Annotated in this window: 17 protein-coding genes; 7 read left to right on the top strand and 10 right to left on the bottom strand. The window is 69.9% G+C overall.

The features are described 5' to 3' along the window. Positions 1-107 precede the first annotated feature (107 nt). The 4 genes from ACWCRB_RS40755 to ACWCRB_RS40740 form a co-directional block, all read right to left on the bottom strand. The gene (locus tag ACWCRB_RS40755; protein ID WP_451000889.1) at positions 108-845 is read right to left on the bottom strand and encodes a hypothetical protein; all 738 of its coding nucleotides are present in this window, start codon (positions 843-845) and stop codon (positions 108-110) included. 34 nt (positions 846-879) lie between these two features. After that, positions 880-1,707 carry an ABC transporter permease gene (locus ACWCRB_RS40750; RefSeq protein WP_451000888.1) on the bottom strand — a complete coding sequence of 276 codons (828 nt, stop codon included), beginning with the start codon at positions 1,705-1,707 and terminating at the stop codon, positions 880-882. A gap of 127 nt (positions 1,708-1,834) precedes the next feature. Next, entirely contained in the window at positions 1,835-2,806 is a 972-nt protein-coding gene (locus ACWCRB_RS40745) for an ABC transporter ATP-binding protein (protein ID WP_451000890.1), read from the bottom strand. 110 nt (positions 2,807-2,916) lie between these two features. Next, the gene (locus ACWCRB_RS40740) at positions 2,917-4,137 is read right to left on the bottom strand and encodes an NYN domain-containing protein (RefSeq protein ID WP_451000887.1); all 1,221 of its coding nucleotides are present in this window, start codon (positions 4,135-4,137) and stop codon (positions 2,917-2,919) included. A gap of 237 nt (positions 4,138-4,374) precedes the next feature. Here ACWCRB_RS40740 and ACWCRB_RS40735 point away from each other — a divergent pair, with 237 nt between their 5' ends. Continuing rightward, entirely contained in the window at positions 4,375-4,548 is a 174-nt protein-coding gene (locus ACWCRB_RS40735) for a hypothetical protein (protein ID WP_369035085.1), read from the top strand. Between the two features lie 70 nt (positions 4,549-4,618). On the opposite strand, the gene dnaE is transcribed toward ACWCRB_RS40735, so the two are convergent. Next, positions 4,619-8,158 carry a DNA polymerase III subunit alpha gene (gene dnaE, locus ACWCRB_RS40730; RefSeq protein ID WP_451000886.1) on the bottom strand — a complete coding sequence of 1,180 codons (3,540 nt, stop codon included), beginning with the start codon at positions 8,156-8,158 and terminating at the stop codon, positions 4,619-4,621. Between the two features lie 237 nt (positions 8,159-8,395). Here dnaE and ACWCRB_RS40725 point away from each other — a divergent pair, with 237 nt between their 5' ends. The 4 genes from ACWCRB_RS40725 to ACWCRB_RS40710 all read left to right on the top strand — a co-directional run bounded on the left by ACWCRB_RS40725 (position 8,396) and on the right by ACWCRB_RS40710 (position 13,272). Further along, a complete protein-coding gene (locus ACWCRB_RS40725) occupies positions 8,396-9,721 on the top strand; it encodes a DUF2252 domain-containing protein (RefSeq protein ID WP_451000885.1) in 1,326 nt (441 codons plus the stop codon). A 102-nt stretch (positions 9,722-9,823) separates the two neighbouring features. After that, positions 9,824-10,507: a hypothetical protein gene (locus tag ACWCRB_RS40720; protein WP_451000884.1), complete on the top strand. Its 684-nt coding sequence runs from the start codon at positions 9,824-9,826 to the stop codon at positions 10,505-10,507. 96 nt (positions 10,508-10,603) lie between these two features. After that, positions 10,604-11,452 carry a thioredoxin domain-containing protein gene (locus ACWCRB_RS40715; RefSeq protein ID WP_451000883.1) on the top strand — a complete coding sequence of 283 codons (849 nt, stop codon included), beginning with the start codon at positions 10,604-10,606 and terminating at the stop codon, positions 11,450-11,452. A gap of 137 nt (positions 11,453-11,589) precedes the next feature. Beyond that, positions 11,590-13,272, top strand: a complete 1,683-nt coding sequence (locus ACWCRB_RS40710) for an alkaline phosphatase D family protein (protein ID WP_451000882.1) — start codon at positions 11,590-11,592, stop codon at positions 13,270-13,272. Between the two features lie 16 nt (positions 13,273-13,288). Here ACWCRB_RS40710 and ACWCRB_RS40705 read toward each other — a convergent pair whose 3' ends face one another. Continuing rightward, positions 13,289-13,858 carry a dienelactone hydrolase family protein gene (locus tag ACWCRB_RS40705; protein WP_451000881.1) on the bottom strand — a complete coding sequence of 190 codons (570 nt, stop codon included), beginning with the start codon at positions 13,856-13,858 and terminating at the stop codon, positions 13,289-13,291. A gap of 117 nt (positions 13,859-13,975) precedes the next feature. Between ACWCRB_RS40705 and ACWCRB_RS40700 the strand changes: the two genes are divergently transcribed. Then, positions 13,976-15,091 (top strand): mechanosensitive ion channel family protein, encoded by a 1,116-nt coding sequence (locus ACWCRB_RS40700; protein ID WP_451000880.1) that lies wholly within the window; start codon positions 13,976-13,978, stop codon positions 15,089-15,091. Positions 15,092-15,127: 36 nt separating this feature from the next. On the opposite strand, the gene ACWCRB_RS40695 is transcribed toward ACWCRB_RS40700, so the two are convergent. The 4 genes from ACWCRB_RS40695 to ACWCRB_RS40680 form a co-directional block, all read right to left on the bottom strand. Beyond that, the gene (locus ACWCRB_RS40695) at positions 15,128-15,601 is read right to left on the bottom strand and encodes a GNAT family N-acetyltransferase (protein WP_451000879.1); all 474 of its coding nucleotides are present in this window, start codon (positions 15,599-15,601) and stop codon (positions 15,128-15,130) included. Next, positions 15,598-16,542 carry an RluA family pseudouridine synthase gene (locus tag ACWCRB_RS40690; protein WP_451000878.1) on the bottom strand — a complete coding sequence of 315 codons (945 nt, stop codon included), beginning with the start codon at positions 16,540-16,542 and terminating at the stop codon, positions 15,598-15,600. The genes ACWCRB_RS40695 and ACWCRB_RS40690 overlap by 4 nt, the downstream gene beginning before the upstream one ends. Before the next feature lie 65 nt (positions 16,543-16,607). Next, positions 16,608-17,210, bottom strand: a complete 603-nt coding sequence (gene lspA / locus ACWCRB_RS40685; RefSeq protein WP_451000877.1) for a signal peptidase II — start codon at positions 17,208-17,210, stop codon at positions 16,608-16,610. A gap of 101 nt (positions 17,211-17,311) precedes the next feature. After that, a complete protein-coding gene (locus tag ACWCRB_RS40680) occupies positions 17,312-18,367 on the bottom strand; it encodes a TraR/DksA C4-type zinc finger protein (protein ID WP_451000876.1) in 1,056 nt (351 codons plus the stop codon). Between the two features lie 581 nt (positions 18,368-18,948). On the opposite strand from ACWCRB_RS40680, the gene ileS reads away from it, so the two are divergent. Next, on the top strand, positions 18,949-22,190 hold a 3,242-nt coding region (gene ileS / locus ACWCRB_RS40675; protein ID WP_451000875.1), incomplete at its 3' end, for an isoleucine--tRNA ligase.

Raw genomic sequence — 22,190 nt, 5'->3', positions numbered from 1 at the left:
CCGTCCGGCGTTTGAGGACGAGGCCGTTCAGGCCGACAGCGGGGGTCTGGGGGCGCAGCCCCCAGGGATGGGACGGGTAGGGGCGGCGGGGGCGAGGAAAATCCCGCCTACACCCCCGACACCGTCCCCTCCTCGAACCCGCCCTCCGGGTCCCTGGGCCCGAACAACGCCGTCAACCCCAGATGCACCACCAGCGCCGCCACGGACCACACCAGCAACGCCCCCTTCGCCCCCAACTTCAACGGCGCCGAGAACGTAACCCCCTTGCCCGCGGACTTGGCCGCGGCGATCACATCCTGGGCGGGCCCGAGCCACACCCCCAGCCGCCAGGCCAGCACCGACCCGAGCAACCCCCCGACGGTCAGCCCGACCACCAGCGGCACGCCCCCACGCCGCCGGAAGAGAAACACACCCAGCGCGCTCACCGCACCGAGGGCCAACGCCAGCAGAGTGAACGTTCCGTCGACCCCGATCGCCTGTTCGCCCTCGCTGTCCTTGACGTACACGACCCAGCGGTTCTCGACGATGTCCCCGACCAGCGGCACACTCGGCGCCAGCCACCACCACAGCAGCCCGAGCAGCACCCCACCGAGCGCCACCACGACCGTGACGACAGCGGCCTCCCGCACTTCCGTCTTCATCCCGGGGCCGTCCTGTCCGTACGCCGCTCCGAACCCGCTCCCCGAGGACCCGGCCGGCGCCGGCCAGTCCTGCCAGGACCGGCTGTCCGGGGCCTGCTGGAGCGAGGGCTGCTGCTGCAAGGGCTGCTGGGGCCGTGAGGCCTCTTCACGTTCACGCGAGGGCTCTTGGTGCGGCGGCGGAGGCGGAGTCAGCGGTGCGGTCACCCTGACATCGTGCCAGGCCCGTCTGTGCGGCGCGTCACCGGACGGCCGCCCGGCGGTACGCCCAGGTCGCGACGGCCAGCGAGACCACCCCGACCCCCGCGCACACGGCCAGGTCACCGAAGACGAAGGCCCAGTCGGGGTCGGGCCCGAAGGTCCGGGCGAAGGCCTCCACGCCGTACGTCGAGGGCAGCAGATCCCGCGCGAACCGCACCACCCCGGGCATCCGCTCCGCAGGCAGCACCCCCAGCAGCAGCGCCGCCGACATACCCAACTGCCCGAGCAGCGTGGCCAGTTCCGGCCGCGGCGCGAGCAGCCCGAAGGCGGCACCGAGCCCGGCGAGCGCGGCCCCCGCGAGCGGGATCACCAGGGCGAGCACCCACAGATGCGCCAGCGGCAGCCCGTACAGCAGGCACCCGAACACGGCCGTCACGACGGTCCCCGGGACGGTGAAGGAGGCGTACGCCCCCGCCGCGCCCAGCACCACGGCGGCGGGCGGCACGGGCAGCGTGGCGTAGTGGTCGAGCCCGCCGCTGGCCCGCAGCTGCCCGAAGTACTGGGCGAGCAGGTTCAGCGCGACGAAGGCCACGACCAGCACCGAGGCCCCGGCCACCACGGCCCGGGCCTCCCCGCCGCCCTCCACGACCCCGCGCATAAGGATCATGATCCCGATGGACTGGAAGGTCGCCACGAACAGCAGCGGAATCCGCGCGACCCGGGCCCGGGACAGCTGTGCCCGGTACACCGCGACCAGCGCGGGCCACAGCCGGGCACGCGGTCCCAGCTCGGCCATCGCGCGGCGCGCGGGCGCCTCCTCCACGGCCAGGGCTGTGCCCGGCAGCGCTTCCGCGGGTACGACACTCACGTCGAGCTGCTCCTCTTCGTCCCGGTCACGACAGCCGCCCTTTCCCCCGCCGACACCCGCACCCGTGCCCTTTCTCGCATCCGCACGCATACACGTACGGATCGGAAGCCCCCAGCACTCATGCCGCTCACGCCTTCACCAGCCCCGTCACATTCCCCCCGAGCGCCAGATACACGTCCTCCAGGCTCGGTGTGGCCAGCGTGAAGTCGTCCAGCGCGGTGAACGCGGCCCCGCCGGTGACGGTGGCGACGGCCGCGCGGGCCTCCTCGGGGGCCAGCCGCAGCGTCCACCGACGCCCGGACTCGACAGCCCGGTCCCGCAGCGCGGCGACCTCTGGAACGTGCAGGGGCGCCGACTCCCGCCAGACGAGATCGACGCGCACCTCCCCCGCGACCTGCTCCTTCAGCCCGGCCGGGGTGTCGCAGGCGATCACCCGCCCCCGGTCGAGGACAGCCACCCGGTCGAGAACCGTCTCGGCCTCGATCACGTTGTGCGTCACCAGCAGTACGGTCGTGCCGCGCTCGGCCCGACGCCGGTCGACCGCACCCCACACCGCACGCCGGGCCACCGGGTCCATGCCGGTCGTCGGTTCGTCGAGGACGAGCAGCGGCCGTTCCCCGACCAGCGCGGTGGCGAAGCAGGCGAGCCGCCGCTGCCCGCCGGACAGCTTGCGAATGGGCCGGGCGGCCAGGGCGGTGAGCCCCAGTTCCTCCAGGACGGCGTCCCGTTCTGTCCGCGCCCGCCGTACCTCCAGGCCGCGCAGTCGCGCGGTGGTCTCGACGGCGAGCGACACGGTCAGCTCGTCGAGGGCGCTGGACTCCTGGCCGAGGTAGGCGAGGATGCGTGCCGCCCGCTCCGGGTGGCGCACGATGTTGTGGCCCAGGATCTCCACGCTGCCCCGGTCGGGACGCATCAGGCCGGTGATCTGCCGAACGAGGGTCGACTTGCCGGCGCCGTTGGGCCCGAGCAGGCCGAAGATCTCACCGCGTCGGACGTCCAGATCGACGGCGTCGGTGGCCTTGACCTCGGGTGTTCCGGGGGAACCGCGTCGGCCGCGTACCGCCCGATAGGTCTTGCTGAGATCGCGCACCGCGCACACGACATCGTCACCGTGTCGGGCTGCGTGTGCCGTGCGCGTACTCACGAAGGACGAGAGTACGGGGTGCCCGACTCCGCCAGAAATCCAACCCCCGGTCACAGGGGCCCGGCTCACTCCCCGGCAGGCGCGTGCTCCGCGGCCGTACGGACGTCGATCTCGCGCCAGAAACCGGCCCTGATCGCATACCGGTCGTGCTCGTCGATCTGGTCGTCCTTGTGGGCGAGCAGGCCGAAGCGGGCGGCGTAGCGCAGCAGCTCGCCGTCGATGCGGTGCGGGATGCGGGGGTACATCGTGGACAGTTTCTGCAGGTTGGCGGGTTCTGGGAGGCGTTCCATCCAGCGGCGCGCGAACACCTGTCCGACCTCGTAGGGATCACCGCCGACCGTGGTGATGTCCTCCTCGCGGTCCGCCCAGCGCTGCTCGGCCGAGGTGAGCTGGGCCAGCGTCGGCATGGCGGCGACCTCGGGGGGCTCGGCGGCCACACCCGGCCGGTCGACCCAGCCCTTGTCGGAGGACCAGCGCAGGGTCGCGTTCGCGGGCTGCTGGGCGGGCTGGGCGCCGGGGGCCCGCAGCGCGGCCAGGTCCTTGGGGGTCGGTACGCCCTTGGGGGCGGGCACGCGCTCCTGCGAGCCGTTCTGCGCGGCGGGCGTCGTCGCGTGCTCCTGCTGCTCGTCGGCGGACCGCTCGGCGGTCTGCCCGAGCGCCGACTCGGGCAGCGGCGCGGAGAGGATCGCCGCGATCTCGGGCCGGGGCGCGGGCGGCGGCGCGCAGACCCCGCCGAGGTCCTTGGCCCGTACGGCCTTGGTGATCCACGTACGGTCGAGGACGCGCCGCTCGTCGGCCTCGGCGACCAGGTCCTCCGACTGGTTGTAGTCGCCGTCGGCGGCCTGCACGGCCCACAGGTGTACGGCGACGCCGTGCTCCTTGGCGGCCATCATGCCCGGCAGCAGATCGCCGTCGCCGGTGACGAGGACGATGTCGGAGCAGGCGCGGTTGCGGGCCAGCTCGGTCAGCTCGGCGTGCATGGCGGCGTCGACGCCCTTCTGGGCCCACCGTCCGTCGCTGCGCGTCAGGGCGCCGAGGCGGACGGTGACCCGGGGCATCACGCGCAGCCTGCGGTGCTCGGGCTGTGGCACCCGGTCGGGGGCGCCGTCGAACCAGTAGATGCGCAGCAACGGCCGTTCGGTGTCCGACTCGGCGCGTTCGCGAAGGCCCTGGATGAGGGCGGGGTGGTCGACGGTGATGCGGGACCGCGAGGGCTCTCCGGCGAGAAGACTCGCCGCGGCGCCGAGCAGATACCCGGCATCCACCAGGACGATGCAGCGGTCCACGCGATCCACCCTCTTTCCGGGAGGTTTGCTTCGGGCTTGCTTCGAGTCTGCCCGACCGCGCGGATGTTAACGGCCCGAACTCGATCTTCGGCGTGGCGTTTCCCTCGTCGGCCGAGGGTCCCACCACACGACAAGACCTTATTACGCAGGGTAATTCTCCGACATGCACGCTTTGTCGGGCCATGTGAATCTGAAGTCGGTCCTGGTCCCTAGATCCCCCTCAGGAGGCAGATCACCATGGCCAAGAACAAGAAGCAGAGTCGCCAGCAGCACCAGGCGTCCCAGGCCGAGCGCGGTGCCGAAGAGGCGAAGTCCTCCTCGATGGAGTCGCAGGCCGAGCAGCGCGCCACCCAGGTGACTCCCGGTGATATGGCACGCAAGGGCCGGCAGAAGCGCTTCGGCCACAACTGACCGTTGTTGAAGCTCAAGCACAGCGAGGGGCGCACCCGTTCAGGGTGCGCCCCTCGCGCGCGTCAGTTGATCAACCGGCCAGACAGGCGGGCCCGAGCAGTACCTTCAGGTCGCCGAAGAGCGCCGGGTCGGGCTTCACCCGGTGCCGGTCGAGCCGCAGGACCGTCGTCTTGCTCGGTCCCTGGAGCCTGATGCGGACCTCGCTCTCGCCCTTGTGGTGGCTGAGGATCTCGCCGAGCCTGCTGATCATCGGCGGGGTGACCTTCAGGGCGGGGATGGTGAGGATCACGGGCGCGTTGGTGCCCGCGTTCGACAGGTCGGGGACCTGGAGTTCCATCGCGACCAGCCGGGGCACGTCCTCGCGCTTGTCGAGGCGTCCCTTGACGAACACGACGGCGTCCTCGACGAGTTGGGTCGACACCAGCTGGTAGGTGGCCGGGAAGAACATGCACTCGATGGAGCCGGCGAGGTCCTCGACGGTGGCGATGGCCCAGGCGTTGCCCTGCTTGGTCATCTTGCGCTGGAGGCCGGAGATGATGCCGCCGATGGTGACGACCGCGCCGTCCGCGTGCTCACCTCCGGTGAGCTGGGAGATACCGGCGTCGGCCTTGTCGGAGAGGACGTGCTCCAGGCCGAAGAGGGGGTGGTCGGAGACGTACAGGCCGAGCATCTCCCGCTCCTGGGCGAGCAGATAGGCCTTGTCCCACTCGTCGGTGGTGAACTCGATGTCGAGGCCGAAGCCGGGTTCGCTGGTGTCCTCGTCGCCCATGCCGCCGAAGAGGTCGAACTGCCCCTCGGCCTCTTTCCTCTTCACCGCGACCACGTTGTCGATCATCGGCTCGAAGTGCGCGGTGAGGCCCTTGCGGGTGTGCCCCATGCTGTCGAAGGCGCCGGCCTTGATCAGCGATTCCGTGGTCCGCTTGTTGCAGACGACCGCCTCGACCTTGTCGAGGTAGTCGGGGAAGGAGCCGTACTTCCCCTTGGCGTTGCGGGACTTGATGATCGACTCGACGACGTTCGTACCGACGTTGCGCACCGCGGAGAGGCCGAAGAGGATCACGTCGTCGCCCTGGGCGGCGAAGTTGGACATCGACTCGTTGACGTTGGGCGGGAGCACCTTGATGCCCATGCGCCGGCACTCGTTCAGATAGATCGCGGACTTGTCCTTGTCGTCCTTGACCGAGGTGAGCAGTCCGGCCATGTACTCGGCCGGGTAGTTGGCCTTGAGGTAGGCGGTCCAGTACGAGACCAGGCCGTACGCGGCGGAGTGGGCCTTGTTGAAGGCGTAGCCGGCGAAGGGGACCAGAACGTCCCACAGGCCCTGGATCGCCTCGTCGCTGTAGCCGTTCTTCTTGGCGCCGGCCTGGAAGATGGTGAAGTTCTTGGCCAGTTCGTCGGGCTTCTTCTTGCCCATCACTCGGCGCAGGATGTCGGCCTCGCCGAGGGAGTACCCGGCGATGATCTGGGCGGCCTTCTGCACCTGCTCCTGGTACACGATCAGGCCGTAGGTGACCGCGAGGACCTCCTCCAGAGGCTCCTCCAGCTCCTTGTGGATCGGGGTGATCTCCTGGAGCTTGTTCTTGCGCAGGGCGTAGTTGGTGTGCGAGTCCATGCCCATCGGGCCGGGACGGTAGAGCGCCGAGACGGCGGAGATGTCCTCGAAGTTGTCGGGCTTCATCAGGCGCAGCAGGGAGCGCATGGGCCCGCCGTCGAACTGGAAGACGCCGAGGGTGTCGCCGCGCTGGAGGAGTTCGAAGGTCGCCGGGTCGTCGAGCGGCAGGGCCAGCAGGTCGAGGTCGATCCCCTTGTTGGCCTTCACCATCTTGACGGCGTCGTCCATGATCGTGAGGTTGCGCAGGCCCAGGAAGTCCATCTTGAGCAGGCCGAGCGACTCGCACTGCGGGTAGTCCCACTGTGTGATGGTCACGCCGTCGGTGTGCCGCACCCAGATCGGGGCGTGGTCGACGATGGGCTCGCTGGACATGATGACGCCGGCCGCGTGCACACCCATCTGCCGGACCAGGCCCTCGACACCCTTGGCGGTGTCGATGACCTTCTTCACGTCCGGTTCGTTCTCGTACATCGACCGGATCTCGCCGGCCTCGCTGTAGCGCGGGTGCGAGGGGTCGGTGATGCCGTTGAGGTCGATGCCCTTGCCCAGGACGTCGGCGGGCATGGCCTTGGTGAGGCGGTCGCCCATCGCGTACGGATAACCCAGCACGCGCGCGGAGTCCTTGATGGCGTTCTTCGCCTTGATCTTGCCGTACGTGCCGATCATGGCGACCTTGTCGGCGCCGTACTTCTCCGTCACGTACCTGATGACCTCGACGCGCCGACGCTCGTCGAAGTCGATGTCGACGTCGGGCATGGAGACGCGCTCGGGGTTGAGGAACCGCTCGAAGATCAGACCGTGCGGGATCGGGTCGAGGTCGGTGATGCCCATGGCGTACGCGACGATCGAACCGGCGGCGGAACCACGGCCGGGGCCGACCGCGATGCCCTGCTTCTTGGCCCACATGATGAAGTCGGCGACGACGAGGAAGTACCCCGGGAACCCCATCTGGATGATGACGTCCATCTCGTACTCGGCCTGCTTCTGGCGGTCCTCGGGGACGTTGCCGTTGAAGCGGCGGTTCATGCCGAGCCGGACTTCTTCCTGGAACCAGGTGACCTCGGTGAAGCCGTCCGGGATGTCGAACTTCGGCATGAGGTTCTTGGCCTCGAACATGCCCGCGGTGTCGACCTGTTCGGCGACCAGGAGGGTGTTGGCGCAGCCCTCCTGCCAGGCGTCCGACTGGTCGATGGCGTACATCTCGTCCGTGGACTTCAGGTAGTAGCCGGTGCCGTCGAACTTGAAGCGGTCCGGGTCGGAGATGTTCTTGCCGGTCTGGATGCACAGCAGGGCGTCGTGCGCGACCGACTCGTGCGCGTACGTGTAGTGCGAGTCGTTGGTGACCAGCGGCGGGATGCCGAGCTTCTTGCCGACCCGGAGCAGGTCCTCACGGACCCGGTGCTCGATGTCGATGCCGTGGTCCATCAGCTCCAGGAAGTAGCGGTCCTTGCCGAAGATGTCCTGGTACTCGGAGGCCGCCTTCACCGCCTCGTCGAACTGGCCCAGCCGCAGCCGGGTCTGGAGTTCGCCGGAGGGGCAGCCCGTGGAGGCGATGAGGCCCTCGGACCACTGGGAGATGGTCTCCTTGTCCATCCGCGGCCACTTCTGCAGCCAGCCCTCCGCGTACGCGTCCGAGGACAGCCGGAAGAGGTTGTGCAGGCCCGTGGAGTTGGCCGCCCAGATCGTCTTGTGGGTGTAACCGCCGGAACCGGACACGTCGTCGCGCTTCTGGTGCGGCTGGCCCCACTGGATCTTCCGCTTGTTGCGCCGGGACTCGGGCGCCACATACGCCTCGATGCCGATGATCGGCGTGACCCCCGCCTTCTTGGCGGTGTGGAAGAAGTCGTACGCCCCATGGAGGTTGCCGTGGTCGGACATGGCGATATGGGTCATGCCCATCTCGTTGCACGCGTTGAACATGTCCTTGAGCCGCGCGGCACCGTCCAGCAGCGAGTACTGGGTGTGGACGTGCAGGTGCGTGAACGGCGGCTTTGACACGGCGTGGCCTCCATGGAAAACACTCGGCGACAGGCTGCGGGCAGTCTGGGGGGACAGCGACGAAGTCTATGCCTCGGCACTGACAGCGGGAGGGGTCTCCCCCCTACCTTGATGCGTGGGTCGCGGGCACTCCGGCGTACCTTCGGACGTTGGAAGGGACACGGAGTGATCCGGCCCGCCGGGCGGCCCGTCCGGCCCCATTTGTCACGCACCACCTGCACCAGGAGGCACCCAGCGATGTCGGTTCCGCAGCTCAGCGCCGAGCACCGCGGCGAGGAGATCCTCACCGTCTTCGACACCGCGTTCGGCCAGCTCCTGGCCGCCGACCCGGCCGCGTTCCGCGTGAAGTTCCGCAAGATGGCGGCCTCGGCGTTCGCGTTCTACCGGGGCACGGCGTGCCTCTTCTACCACGACCTCGACGAGGAGAAGAGGGGCGGCCCGTACCTGGACGAGCGCACCTCGCGCGTGTGGATCCACGGCGACCTGCACGCGGAGAACTTCGGCACGTACATGGACGCCCAGGGCCGGCTGATCTTCAACGTCAACGACTTCGACGAGGCGTACGTCGGCCCCTTCACCTGGGACCTCAAGCGCCTCGCCGCCTCCCTGGCCCTCATCGGGTACGCGAAGGCGTTCTCCGACGAGCAGATCACCGAGCTGGTGCGGACGTACGCGGGCGCGTACCGCGAGCGCGTCCACGCCCTCGCGACCGGCGCGAAGAGCGACGAGGTGCCGCCGTTCACCCTGGACACCGCCCAGGGCCCGCTGCTGGACGCGCTGCGCGACGCCCGTTCGCTGACCCGGTTCGGGCTGCTCGACTCGATGACGGAGATCCGTGACTTCGAGCGCCGCTTCGCACCGGGCGGCGGCTCCATCGAGCTGGACGCGGCCACGCGCTACAAGGTGCTGGCCGCCTTCGACGGCTACCTGGAGACCCTCCCGGAGTCGTCCCTGACCCGCCCGGACTCGTACCGGGTGAAGGACGTCGTCGGCCGGCGCGGCATCGGTATCGGCTCGGCCGGGCTGCCCTCGTACAACATCCTTCTGGAGGGCGCCACGGACGCCCTGGAGAACGATGTGGTGATCTACATCAAGCAGGCCCAGACCCCGGCGGTCTCCCGGCACATCACCGACCCGGCGATCAGCGGCTACTTCCAGCACGAGGGCCACCGCACGGTGATCTCGCAGCGCGCCCTCCAGGACCACGCCGACCCGTGGCTGGGCTGGACCGAGCTGGACGGCCGCGGCCAGCTGGTCGCCGAGGTGTCGCCGTACGCCGTGGACCTGGACTGGGGGGACATCGACGACCCGGAGGAGATCGCGGCCGTGGTGGCCGACCTGGGCCGGGCGACGGCCACGATGCACGCGGCGGCGGACGACCAGTCCGGCGAGTCCCTGGTGCCGTTCTCCACGGAGCGGGCCATCGACGCGGCGATCGCGGCCGACGAGGCGGGCTTCGCGGACATCCTGGTGGACTTCGCCCACGAGTACGGCGCACGCGCGCGTGCCGACCACCAGATCTTCGTGGACCTGTTCCGCAACGGCCGGATCCCGGGCCTCTAGACACCTCCGGGAGCCCCTTCCGGACCCCCTGTGGACCGTGCACGCGCTCACAGGGACCTTTTAGGGGCCTCTTACGGGAGTCCGTGACACACTTCCTCCGCTATGGACATATCCGGGACCCAGCTCAGAGCCGTACGCGCGGCGCTGTTCACGGCACTCGTCGTGACGCTCAGCAGCGCGTCGCACGTGCTGCTGTCCCGGGCCCCGCTGCCGATGGGGACGGTGGCCGTGATCGCCGCCGCCGTCTTCGTCGTCGCGTACGCGCTGGCCGGCCGTGAGCGCGGCTTCGGCCGGATCGCGGCCCTGCTGATCCCGCTGGAGCTGGCCGCCGACACGGTCTTCACCACCGGCCAGACCGTCTGTTACGGCCGGGCGGGCGGCCCGGTCGCCGGCCCCCTGCGCTCGGTCGGCTTCGACGTGCTGTGCGCCGGCGACAACGTCGGCACCCCGCTGGCCCGGGTGGCCGACACCGACCGGGTCGGGGCACTTCTCGCCCACGCCGGCCCGTCGACGGCCTGGCTGCTGCTGGCCGCGCACATCGGCGTGGGGCTGCTGGCCGCCGCCTGGCTGCGCCGGGGCGAACGGGCCCTGGGCCGACTGCTGGACGCGCTCACCGCCGCCGGCTTCCGCCCGCTGCTGCTGGCCGCCGCCGCGGTGACCTTCCGGTCCGCCCCGGCGGTACGCCGCCTGCCGCGACCGGCACAGCGCGTCGCCATCCCCCGCGCGCGTCTGCTCGTGCACTCCCTGGGACGACGAGGACCGCCGAGTCCGCTCGCTTTCGCCTGAGCGACAGCTCCGAGCACCGAGCACCGGCAAGTCCCCTCATTCGTATCCGCGTACGACGCCCATGACGCGTACGCGTTCCCCAGGGAGATCATCAGCATGAGCAAGCGGAACAGCCAAGACGCCAAGAACGCGGCCCGTGAGCGGCTGCGTCAGGAGCGCGAGCGCCAGGCCAAGCGGGACAAGGTCAGGCGGCAGCTCATCGTGGCCGGCGCCGTCGTCGGCGTCCTCGCGATAGCCGGCGGCATCGGCTACGCGGTCGTCCAGGGCAACAAGCCCGGCTACTGGGACGAGGCGAAGGACGCGAAGGTCGTCGCGCCGGCCAACACCACGGGCACGAACGGCACGACGGTGGTCCTCGGCAAGAGCACCGCCAAGAAGACCCTCAAGCTGTACGAGGACCCGCGCTGCCCGATCTGCGCCCAGTTCGAGCAGACGGTCGGCACGACCCTCAAGGCGGACTTCGACGCGGGCAAGTTCAAGATCCAGTACATCGGTGGCACGTTCCTCGACGGTGACACCGACAGCAACGGAAAGATCGAGATCGGCTCCCGCGGCGAGGGCTCCAAGAACGCGATGAGCGCCATGGGCGCCGCGCTGAACGTGAGCCCGGAGGCGTTCCTGGAGTACAAGACCGCGCTCTACTCGGCGAAGTACCACCCCGAGGAGAGCGACGACAAGTTCAAGAGCGACGACTACCTGATCAAGGTGGCGAACACGGTCAGCGCGCTCAAGAACAACACGAAGTTCCAGACCGCGGTCAAGAACGGCACGTACGACGCCTGGGCGCTGGCGATGTCCGAGACGTTCAACACCAACAAGGACGGCGTGAACGGCACCCCGAGCCTGGTGATGGACGGCAAGAAGCTCACGGCCCCGAACAGCGACAACGCGCCCATGACGGTCGCCGACTTCAACACGGCGATCGAGGCTGCGCTGAAGGCCTGAGCAGCGGGTTCCGGTCCGGCCGGAGCGTCTGCCGTACGCTCCGCCGCCCGGCCCCAGTGGACGATCAGCCGAAGAGCGGGCGAACTTTAGTGATTTCGCCCGCTCTACTGCCTTACTGATCAGTAATCTCAGCGCCCGTGACGAGTCGAAGCAGTTCCTCCGAGTCCACGGGCGCCCAGGTCAACTCCCTCGCCCCGCGCCGCCGTACGGTCGTCAAGGCCGCGGCGGCCACCGCCGTACTGGCCGGCCCACTGGCCGCCGCGCTGGCCGAGGGTGCCGCGGCGCATGCCGCCGAGGCACCGGCCTTCCTGCACGGCGTCGCCTCCGGCGATCCGCTGCCGGACGGTGTCCTGCTGTGGACGCGGGTGACGCCCACCGCCGAGGCGATACCCGGCTCCGGGCTCGGCCCGGACACCGAGGTGAGCTGGACCGTCGCCCGCGACAAGGCGTTCACGAACATCGTCTCCAAGGGCTCGACCACCGCGACGGCCGCCTCCGACCACACGGTCAAGGCGGACATCCGGGGCCTCGCGCCCGCCACGGACTACTGGTTCCGCTTCTCGGCCGGCAGCACGGACTCCCCCGCCGCCCGCACCCGCACGGCGCCCGCCGCCGACGCCGCCGTGTCCAACCTCCGCTTCGGCGTGGTCTCCTGCGCCAACTGGGAGGCCGGCTACTTCTCCTCGTACCGTCATCTCGCGGCCCGCGGCGACCTGGACGCCTGGCTGCATCTCGGCGACTACATCTACGAGTACGGCACCGGCGAGTACGGCACCCGCGACACCGTCGTACGCCCGCACGCCCCCGCGCACGAGATCCTCACCCTGGCCGACTACCGCGTACGGCACGGGCGTTACAAGAGCGACTCGGCCCTCCAGTCCCTCCACGCGGCAGCGCCGGTCGTCGCGATCTGGGACGACCACGAGTTCGCCAACGACGCCTGGGCGGGCGGTGCCGAGAACCACACCGAGGGCACGGAGGGCGCCTGGGCGACCCGCCAGTCCGTCGCGAAACAGGCGTACTTCGAGTGGATGCCGGTCCGTCCGGCGATCGCGGGCACCACCTACCGCCGCCTCCGCTTCGGCAAGCTCGCCGACCTCTCCCTCCTCGATCTGCGCTCCTTCCGCTCGCAGCAGGTGGCCACGGGCAACGGCTCGGTCGACGACCCGGAGCGTACGATCACCGGCCGGGCCCAACTGGACTGGCTGAAGGCGGGACTGAAGGCCTCGGACACCACCTGGCGGCTGGTCGGGAACTCGGTGATGATCTCGCCGTTCGCGATCGGCTCGCTCACCGCCGACCTCCTGAAGCCGCTCGCCGAACTGCTCGGCCTGCCCAAGGAGGGGCTCGCCCTCAACACCGACCAGTGGGACGGCTACACGGACGACCGCCGTGAACTCCTCGCCCACCTGCGCTCCAACGCGATCCGCAACACCGTCTTCCTGACCGGCGACATCCACATGGCCTGGGCCAACGACGTGCCCGTGGACGCCGGCACCTACCCGCTGTCCCCCTCCGCCGCCACGGAGTTCGTCGTCACCTCGGTCACCTCCGACAACCTCGACGACATCCTCAAGGTCCCCGAGGGCACCGTCACCGCGCTCGCCGCGCCGATCATCCGCGCAGCCAACCGGCACGTCCACTGGGTCGACACCGACCGCCACGGCTACGGCGTCCTGGACATCACCGCCGACCGGGCGCAGATGGACTACTACGTACTCTCCGACCGTACGAAGACGAACGCGACGTCGACCTGGTGGCGTTCGTACCGCACGCCCAGCGGCACGCAGAAGATGCAACGGACGTACGACCCGGTGTAACCCCTCTACAGGCTCCCTACAGGCTGTCGAGGAAGCCGAGCGCCACCCGCCAGGTGGCCTCGGTGGCCTCCTCGTCGTAGTCCGGCAGGTCGGGGTCGGTGTAGAGGTGACCGGCCCCGGCGTACCGGTAGATCTCCACGTCGGCGCCCACCTTGCCCATCTGCAGATACCAGGAGCTCAGCCAGTCGTCGGTCTCGAAGGCGTCCGGCTCGGCCACGTGCAGTTGGACCGGCAGTTCGTCCACCGACGCGGTCTCGGCGATGTCCGACGTACCGTGCAGTAGCAACAGCCCGCGGGCCTTCTCGTCGCCGAGCGCGAGCGTCTGTGCTGTCGCGGCGCCGAAGGAGAACCCGGCGTACACCAGACCCCGCCCCGAGTAGGGCGCGGCGGCCAGGATCGCCCGCTTGAGCAGCTCGTCCTTGCCTATGGCGTCCTTGAAGGCCATGCCCTCCTCGACGGTCTCGAAGGTGTGCCCGTCGAAGAGGTCGGGGGTCCACACCTCGTGTCCGGCCGCCCTCAGCCGGTCGGCGGCGGCGCGCACTGCGGGACGGAGCCCATAGGTCGAGTGAAAGAGCATGACGTTCATGAGGACATCGTGCCAGCCACCACTGACAACAACCCCGGCAGCCGAACCTCGCAGTGTGCGTGAGGACACCCGAGGTCGCATGTTCACGACCCCCCTTCTCCGGTTACGTTCTCCGGCATGGAGAACGTACTGCGCCCGCTGATCGTCGTCGGTGGCTCGGTCGTGCTCACGCTGCTCATCGGCTGGGTCACGGACCGCTTGCTGCGGAAGGCGGACGAACGCCAGACCGAGACACCACTGTGGGGACTGCTGCGCCAGGCCCGCGTGCCCTACCAGCTCGTCCTGTGCGCGGCACTGCTCCGAGGGTCGTACAACCAGGCCGACCTGCTCCAGGATCACCATGACGCCGTCGGCCAGTCCCTGACGCTGGTGCTGATCGGTGCGACGGCCTGGCTGATCGTGCGCATCGCGATGGCGATCGTGGACACCTCGTACACGCGCTACGCCCGCGCCCACCGCGATCCGGCCCGGGTCCGTCGGGTCCGTACCCAGGTGTCGCTGATCCAGCGGGTGGTCGCGGCGATCGTGGGCGTCGTGGCGGTGGCGGCGATGCTGCTGACGTTCCCGGCGATGCGCGCGGCCGGCGCCTCACTGCTGGCATCGGCCGGCATCCTGGGCATCGTCGCCGGTGTGGCGGCCCAGTCGACGCTGGCCAACATGTTCGCGGGGTTCCAGATCGCCTTCGGCGACATGGTCCGCCTGGGCGACACGGTCGTGGTGGACGGGGAGTGGGGCACGGTCGACGAGATCACGCTGACGTTCCTGAGCGTGCGTACCTGGGACGAGCGGCGCATCACGATGCCGGTGTCCTACTTCACGTCGAAGCCCTTCGAGAACTGGTCGCGGGGCGGCGCCCAGATGACCGGCATCGTCTACTGGCAGCTCGACCACACCGCGCCCATGGAGGCGATGCGCGAGAAGCTCCGCGACCTGCTGCGCGAGTGCCCGGCCTGGGACGGCCGCACCTGCGACCTGTGTGTCACGGACGCCACACCGAGCACCATGGAGGTACGCGCGCTGGTGACCGCCAAGGACGCGGACGACGTCTGGAAGGTCCGGGTCCACGTCCGCGAGGGCATGATCCGCTGGCTGACCGAACACCACCCGTACGCCCTCCCCCGGGTCAACACGGCGGACGCGTCCCTGCCGCCGGGCACGGAGGCCACACGCCGGTCCCAGGACGGAGCGCCTCGCAGGGCGCACGAAACCCCGAGGACAGCCGGCCGGGGCTGAACCGGGCGGGTGCGCAGGGGACGAGAAAGCCCGGAATCAGAGAGAGCGGCGCATCGCGAGGTGCGCGATACCGGCCTCGAAGAACTCGTCCCCGTACCCCGCGTACCCGAGCCGCTCGTAGAACCCCGACGCCGAGGTCTGCGCATGCAGATCCACAGCACCGAGCCCCAGCTCCTCGGCCGCCCGCTCGATCCCCCGGACCAGCGCGACCCCGACGCCCAGCCCGCGCGCGTCCTTCCGCACCGCGAGCCGCCCCAGCGACCCCACGGACAGATCGCCCCCGGTCCGCCCGGCAGCGGCCTCCCCGTACAGCAACCGCCCCGTACCGAGCGCCACCCCGTCCTCCCGGACGGCCAGCACATGCAGCGCACCGGCGTCGAACTCGTCGTACTCCAGATCCTCCGGCACGCCCTGCTCCGCGACGAAGACCTCCTTGCGCACCGCGAAGCAGGCCTCGCGGTCGGCGGGATCCTCGGCGACACGCACCACGTACACCGTCGGCAGGCTCATGCGTACGTCTCCTCGCGCACCTTCTCCAGGGCATTGGCGAGGTCGTCCGGATACACGCTCGCGAACTCGGCCCACGACCCGTCCCCGGGGTGCTCGAACCCGAGCCGGACGGCGTGCAGCCACTGGCGGGTCAGGCCGAGCCGCTTGGCGAGCGTCGGGTCCGCCCCGTACGTCAGGTCGCCGACGCAGGGGTGCCGGTGGGCGGCCATGTGGACGCGGATCTGGTGGGTGCGGCCGGTCTCCAGCTTCACATCGAGCAGGGAGGCCGCGCGGAACGCCTCGATGAGGTCGTAGTGCGTGACGGACGGCTTGCCCTCGGCCGTGACCGCCCACTTGTAGTCGTGGTTCGGGTGCCGGCCGATGGGTGCGTCGATCGTGCCGCTCATCGGGTCGGGGTGGCCCTGGACGAGCGTGTGGTAGCGCTTGTCGACCGTGCGCTCCTTGAACTGGCGCTTGAGCGACGTGTACGCGCGCTCCGACTTGGCCACCACCATCAGGCCCGAGGTGCCGACGTCGAGCCGGTGCACGATGCCCTGGCGCTCGGCGGCACCGGAGGTGGAGATGCGGTAGCCGGCGGCGGCGAGGCCGCCGATGACGGTCGTCCCGGTCCAGCCGGGCGACGGGTGCGCGGCCACGCCGACGGGCTTGACGATCACGACGATGTCGTCGTCGTCGTGCACGATCTCCATGCCCTCGACCGGCTCGGCCACGATCTGCACGGGCGCGGGCGCCTGCGGCATCTCGACCTCGAGCCAGGCTCCGCCGTGCACCCGCTCGGACTTCCCGACCACCGATCCGTCGACCATGACCTTCCCCGCGGCGGCGAGCTCGGCCGCCTTGGTACGGGAGAAGCCGAACATGCGGGAGATGGCGGCGTCGACGCGCTCGCCCTCCAGGCCGTCGGGTACGGGCAGGTTGCGGATCTCGGGAACGGTGCTCACCCGTCGAGTATGCCGGACGGGCCCGGCACCCCCGACCGGCCTGTGGACAAACCGGCGCCCGGCCCTCAGTCCTTGTGGACGGTCCCGTCCGGGTCGAGCCCCTTGAACGACAGCAGGACGATCAGGATGCCGCCGCAGACGATCGCCGAGTCGGCCAGGTTGAAGACCGCGAAGTGCTTGGGCGCGATGAAGTCGACGACCGCGCCCTCGAAGACGCCCGGCGAGCGGAAGATCCGGTCGGTCAGATTGCCCAGCGCGCCGCCGAGCAGCAGCCCGAGGGCGATCGCCCAGGGCAGGCTGTAGAGCTTGCGGGCCAGCCGGGCGATCACGACGATCACGGACGCCGCGATGACCGTGAAGATCACGGTGAAGGCCTCACCCATGCCGAAAGCGGCGCCCGCGTTGCGGATCGCCTCGAACTTCAGCCAGTCCCCGATGATCTCGATCGGCGCGTGGTGCTCGAGCTTGGCGACCACGATCATCTTGCTGACGAGGTCCAGCGCGTACGCCAGCGCGGCGACCGTGAACAACACGAAGATCCGGCGCTTGCCCCGGGGCCGCTCGTCCGGGCTCGGCGTCCCGGCGTCGTCGGAACCGGGCTGCTCCGGCTCGGCCCCCGCCGCGTCTGGGATGTCCGGCGTACCGATGATGCGCTCCGCCTCTGCCACGTGAGTCCCTCAACCTAGGTTCCTGACTGAGGACGAGGGTACGACACGCCTCCTGGGCCACAGGAGAGCACCGGGCGTTCCACGGCCGGTCAGTGGCGCGGTCAGTAGCGCCGCTCCTGCTTCTGCTTGCACTCGACGCACAGCGTCGCGCGCGGGAAGGCCTGCATACGGGCCTTGCCGATCGGGTTGCCGCAGTTCTCGCACAGGCCGTAGGTGCCCGCGTCCAGCCGCTCCAGGGCCCGCTCGTCCTGGACGAGCATCTCGCGCGCGTTGGCCGCCAGCGCCATCTCCCCCTCCCGCGTGATGTTCTTCGTACCGGTGTCCGCCTGGTCGTCGCCCGCGCCGTCCCCCGAGTCCCGCATGAGACCCACGAGCGACTGCTCGGACCTGGTGATCTCGGCGCGCAGCCGCAGCACCTCGGACTGCAGCTCGGTGCGCGCCTCCGCCACCTCCTCCGGGGTCCATGGGTCCTCACCGGGGCGTACGGCGAGTTCGCCGGGCTCCGCCGCCGCGGCGAGCCGTGCCTTGGGTACCGCACTGGGCTTCTTCGCCGCCGTGGCCGTGCCAGGAGTCTTCTTCGCAACCACCGTCGTAGCTCCCGTCGTCTTCGCGGCCTCGGCCGCGCCCGCCTTGTTGGCCGTGCTCTTCTTGGCCGTGCGTTTGCCTGCGGCGCTTCCGGAGGCGGCGGCCTTCTTGGCGACGGCTTTCCTGGCGACGCCCTTCTTGGCCGGCGCCTTCTTCGCCACCACCTTGGTGGCGACCGTCTTCGTACCCGCCGATTCCGTACCCGCCGATTCCGTGGCAGCCGATTCCGTGGCAGCCGTCTCCTTGACCGCCGTCTTCTTGGCGGCCGCTTCCGAGGCCACCGTTTTCCTGGCGGCCGTCTTCTCAACCGCCGCCTTCTTCGCGGTGATCTTCTTCACCGCGCTCTTCTTCGGAACGGCCTCCTTGGGGACGGCTTCCTTCACCCTGGCCCGCTTCACCCCCGCGGCACCCGCCGCACCCGCGGCCGAGCCCCTCGCGGAACCCTCCACCGCCCCTCCCCGGACGCTCTTCTTGACGTCCGCCCCCTTACCCCTGCCGGAGGCTTCCGCGGCCGCGGATCCGGTGGATCTGCTGGACGCCGACTGCTGTACGGCGGTCTTTTTCGCCACCATGGCCGCGGCCCCTTCACATATTGTGATCTTGCTCGCGAATCGTGCTGGGACGATAAATCGACTTGAGTCCCGCGGCAACGGGGCACGCCGCCCGATTCGCCCGCCCCGCCGGTCCCGCGGGGCAAGCCTGCAAGCGTTGTGCCCAGCTCCCCGCCGGGTAATCCGCCGAGCCGGGCGTCCCGGAATGCGGACACCCGACCCTCGCCATTCGGGTGGCTCGGAAAACCGGTCGGCCGCTGTCCGTGGGTCGCCGTACACTGGGCGGAGCGAGAAGCGTGGATGGGGACGAGTAGCGGCGTACGCAGCCCAGAGCGACCCGGGGACGGTGGAAGCCCGGGGGCGAGCGCGACGCGAAGATCACCCCGGAGCCGCCGGAAGAAAGCCGCAGCGAGGCGAGCAGGACAGCCAAGGCCACTAGACCCGGTATCGCGACCCCAATGAGGGGGCTCATCGGTGCGCACGACGCACCGGGGAGCCAAGGAGGGTGGTACCGCGGGAGTACGCCGTACACGGCGTCCGGAGAATTCCGGCTCTCGTCCCTCCGACGGAAGGCAGAAAGTTCCGCCGGAGGAAGCTCGCTGATGACAACGCCGACGTACCGCCAGGTGCCCGCCCAGGTCGACCTGCCCGCGCTCGAGCAGGCCGTGCTCGACTTCTGGCACGAGCAGAAGATCTTCGCCAAGAGCCTTGAGCAGTCCGAGGGCCGCCCCGAATGGGTGTTCTACGAGGGCCCGCCCACCGCGAACGGCATGCCGGGCGCCCACCACATCGAGGCCCGCGTCTTCAAGGACGTGTTCCCGCGCTTCCGCACCATGCGCGGCTACCACGTGGCCCGCAAGGCCGGCTGGGACTGCCACGGCCTCCCGGTGGAGCTGGCGGTCGAGAAGGAGCTGGGCTTCTCCGGCAAGCAGGACATCGAGGCGTACGGCATCGCCGAGTTCAACGCCAAGTGCCGTGAGTCGGTGACCCGGCACACGGACGCCTTCGAGGCGCTCACGACCCGCATGGGGTACTGGACCGACCTCCAGGACCCGTACCGCACGATGGACCCCGAGTACATCGAGTCGGTCTGGTGGTCCCTGAAGACGATCTTCGACAAGGGCCTGCTCACCCAGGACCACCGCGTCGCCCCCTGGTGCCCCCGCTGCGGCACAGGCCTGTCGGACCACGAGCTGGCGCAGGGCTACGAGACGGTCGTCGACCCCTCCGTGTACGTCCGTTTCCCGCTCACCTCCGGTCCGCTGGCCGACGAGGCCGCCCTCGTCGTCTGGACGACGACGCCCTGGACGCTGGTCTCCAACACGGCGGTCGCCGCGCACCCGGACGTCACCTACGTGGTGGCGACGAACGGCAGCGAGAAGCTGGTCGTCGCCGAGCCGCTGCTCACCAAGGCGCTCGGCGAGGAGTGGCAGCCCACCGGCCAGACCTTCACCGGCGCCGAGATGGAGCGCTGGTCCTATCAACGACCGTTCGAGCTGGTCGAGTTCCCGGCGGACGTACCCACCCACTACGTGGTGAACGCGGACTACGTGACGACCGAGGACGGTACGGGTCTGGTCCACCAGTCCCCCGCTTTCGGTGAGGAAGACCTCAAGGTCTGCCGCGCGTACGGCCTGCCGGTCGTGAACCCCGTCCGCCCGGACGGCACCTTCGAGGCGGGCGTCCCCCTCGTGGGCGGTGTCTTCTTCAAGAAGGCGGACGAAAAGCTCACCGAGGACCTCCACGCGCGCGGGCTGCTCTTCAAGCACATCCCGTACGAGCACAGCTACCCGCACTGCTGGCGCTGCCACACCGCGCTCCTCTACTACGCGCAGCCGTCCTGGTACATCCGCACCACCGCCGTCAAGGACCGTCTCCTCCAGGAGAACGAGAAGACCAACTGGTACCCGGACACGGTCAAGCACGGTAGGTACGGCGACTGGCTGAACAACAACATCGACTGGGCGCTCTCCCGCAACCGCTACTGGGGCACCCCGCTCCCGATCTGGCGCTGCGAGGAGGACCACCTCACGGTCGTCGGCTCCCGCGCGGAGCTGACCGGGCTCACGGGCACCGACCAGTCGGACCTGGACCCGCACCGCCCGTTCATCGACGAGGTCACCTTCACCTGCCCCCAGGACGGCTGCGGCAGCACCGCCACCCGCGTCCCGGAGGTCATCGACGCCTGGTACGACTCGGGTTCGATGCCGTTCGCGCAGTGGGGATACCCGTACCGGAACAAGGAACTGTTCGAGTCCCGCTACCCGGCGCAGTTCATCAGCGAGGCCATCGACCAGACCCGCGGCTGGTTCTACACGCTGATGGCGGTAGGCACCCTGGTCTTCGACAAATCCTCGTACGAGAACGTGGTCTGCCTCGGCCACATCCTCGCCGAGGACGGCCGCAAGATGTCCAAGCACCTGGGCAACACCCTGGAGCCGATCCCGCTGATGGACCGGCACGGCGCCGACGCCGTCCGCTGGTTCATGGCGGCCGGCGGCTCCCCCTGGGCGGCCCGCCGCGTCGGCCACGGCACCATCCAGGAGGTCGTCCGCAAGACGCTCCTCACCTACTGGAACACGGTCGCCTTCCAGGCCCTGTACGCCCGTACGTCCAACTGGGCCCCGTCCGCGGCCGATCCGGCCCCGGCCGACCGCCCGGTCCTCGACCGCTGGCTCCTGTCCGAACTCCACGCGCTCACCGACCAGGTGACGCAGTCCCTGGAGTCGTACGACACCCAGCGCGCCGGCAAGCTCCTGTCGGCCTTCGTCGACGACCTGTCCAACTGGTACGTACGCCGGTCCCGGCGCCGCTTCTGGCAGGGCGACAAGGCCGCGCTGCGTACCCTGCACGAGGTCGTCGAGACGGTCACGAAGCTGATGGCCCCGCTGACCCCGTTCATCACCGAGCGGGTCTGGCAGGACCTGGTGGTGCCGGTGACCCCGGGCGCCCCCGAGTCCGTCCACCTGACCTCCTGGCCCGAGGCGGACCTGTCCGCGATCGACCCGGAGCTGTCGAAGCAGATGGTGCTCGTACGGCGGCTGGTGGAACTGGGCCGTGCCACGCGCGCGGAGTCGGGCGTGAAGACACGCCAGCCGCTGTCCCGCGCGCTGGTCGCGGCGACCGGCTTCGACACCCTGAACCGCGAACTGCACGCGCAGATCACGGAAGAGCTGAACGTCAGTTCCCTGGCGTCCCTCTCCGAGGTGGGCGGCAGCCTGGTCGACACGACCGCGAAGGCCAACTTCCGCGCCCTGGGCAAGCGGTTCGGCAAGCGCGTCCAGGACGTGGCGAAGGCGGTCGCGAACACGGACGCGGCGGCGCTGTCCCTGGCCCTGCGCGAGGGCACGGCGTCGGTGGAGGTAGACGGCGAGACGGTGACGCTGGCCCCCGACGAGGTCATCATCACGGAGACCCCGCGCGAGGGCTGGTCGGTGGCGTCCGACTCGGGCGCGACGGTCGCCCTCGACCTGGAGATCACGGAGGAGCTGCGCCAGGCGGGCCTCGCCCGTGACGCGATCCGCCTGATCCAGGAGGCCCGCAAGAACAGCGGCCTCGACGTCGCCGACCGCATCGCCCTCCGCTGGACATCCACGGACCCCGCGGTGACGGCGGCCCTGACCGAGCACTCGCCCCTGATCGCCGACGAGGTCCTGGCAACAGACTTCGTCGAGGGCGAGGCGGACACCACGTACGGCGAGCCGTTCACCGACGAGGGCCTGTCCCTGACGTTCCGCCTGCGCAAGGCGTGGGGGTGGAGCGGGAGGTGTACATCGGGTAGTCGAGCTTGTCGGCGAGAGCGCGTCGCTCGTTCTCCGGCAGATCGGCGAGCAGCAGCTTGGCG

It is taken from the genome of Streptomyces sp. NPDC002156 (genome assembly GCF_053593675.1).
This window is presented reverse-complemented; position numbering and strand designations above follow the sequence as displayed.

What these genes read in the sequence shown, in the direction of transcription:
- ACWCRB_RS40735 (WP_369035085.1), top strand. Translation starts at nt 4,375, where the DNA reads ATGGCCAAGAACAAGAAGCAGAGTCGCCAGCAGCACCAGGCGTCCCAG.
- ACWCRB_RS40725 (WP_451000885.1), top strand. Translation starts at nt 8,396, where the DNA reads ATGTCGGTTCCGCAGCTCAGCGCCGAGCACCGCGGCGAGGAGATCCTC.
- ACWCRB_RS40720 (WP_451000884.1), top strand. Translation starts at nt 9,824, where the DNA reads ATGGACATATCCGGGACCCAGCTCAGAGCCGTACGCGCGGCGCTGTTC.
- ACWCRB_RS40715 (WP_451000883.1), top strand. Translation starts at nt 10,604, where the DNA reads ATGAGCAAGCGGAACAGCCAAGACGCCAAGAACGCGGCCCGTGAGCGG.
- ACWCRB_RS40705 (WP_451000881.1), bottom strand. Translation starts at nt 13,858, where the DNA reads ATGAACGTCATGCTCTTTCACTCGACCTATGGGCTCCGTCCCGCAGTG.
- ACWCRB_RS40700 (WP_451000880.1), top strand. Translation starts at nt 13,976, where the DNA reads ATGGAGAACGTACTGCGCCCGCTGATCGTCGTCGGTGGCTCGGTCGTG.
- ACWCRB_RS40695 (WP_451000879.1), bottom strand. Translation starts at nt 15,601, where the DNA reads ATGAGCCTGCCGACGGTGTACGTGGTGCGTGTCGCCGAGGATCCCGCC.
- ACWCRB_RS40680 (WP_451000876.1), bottom strand. Translation starts at nt 18,367, where the DNA reads ATGGTGGCGAAAAAGACCGCCGTACAGCAGTCGGCGTCCAGCAGATCC.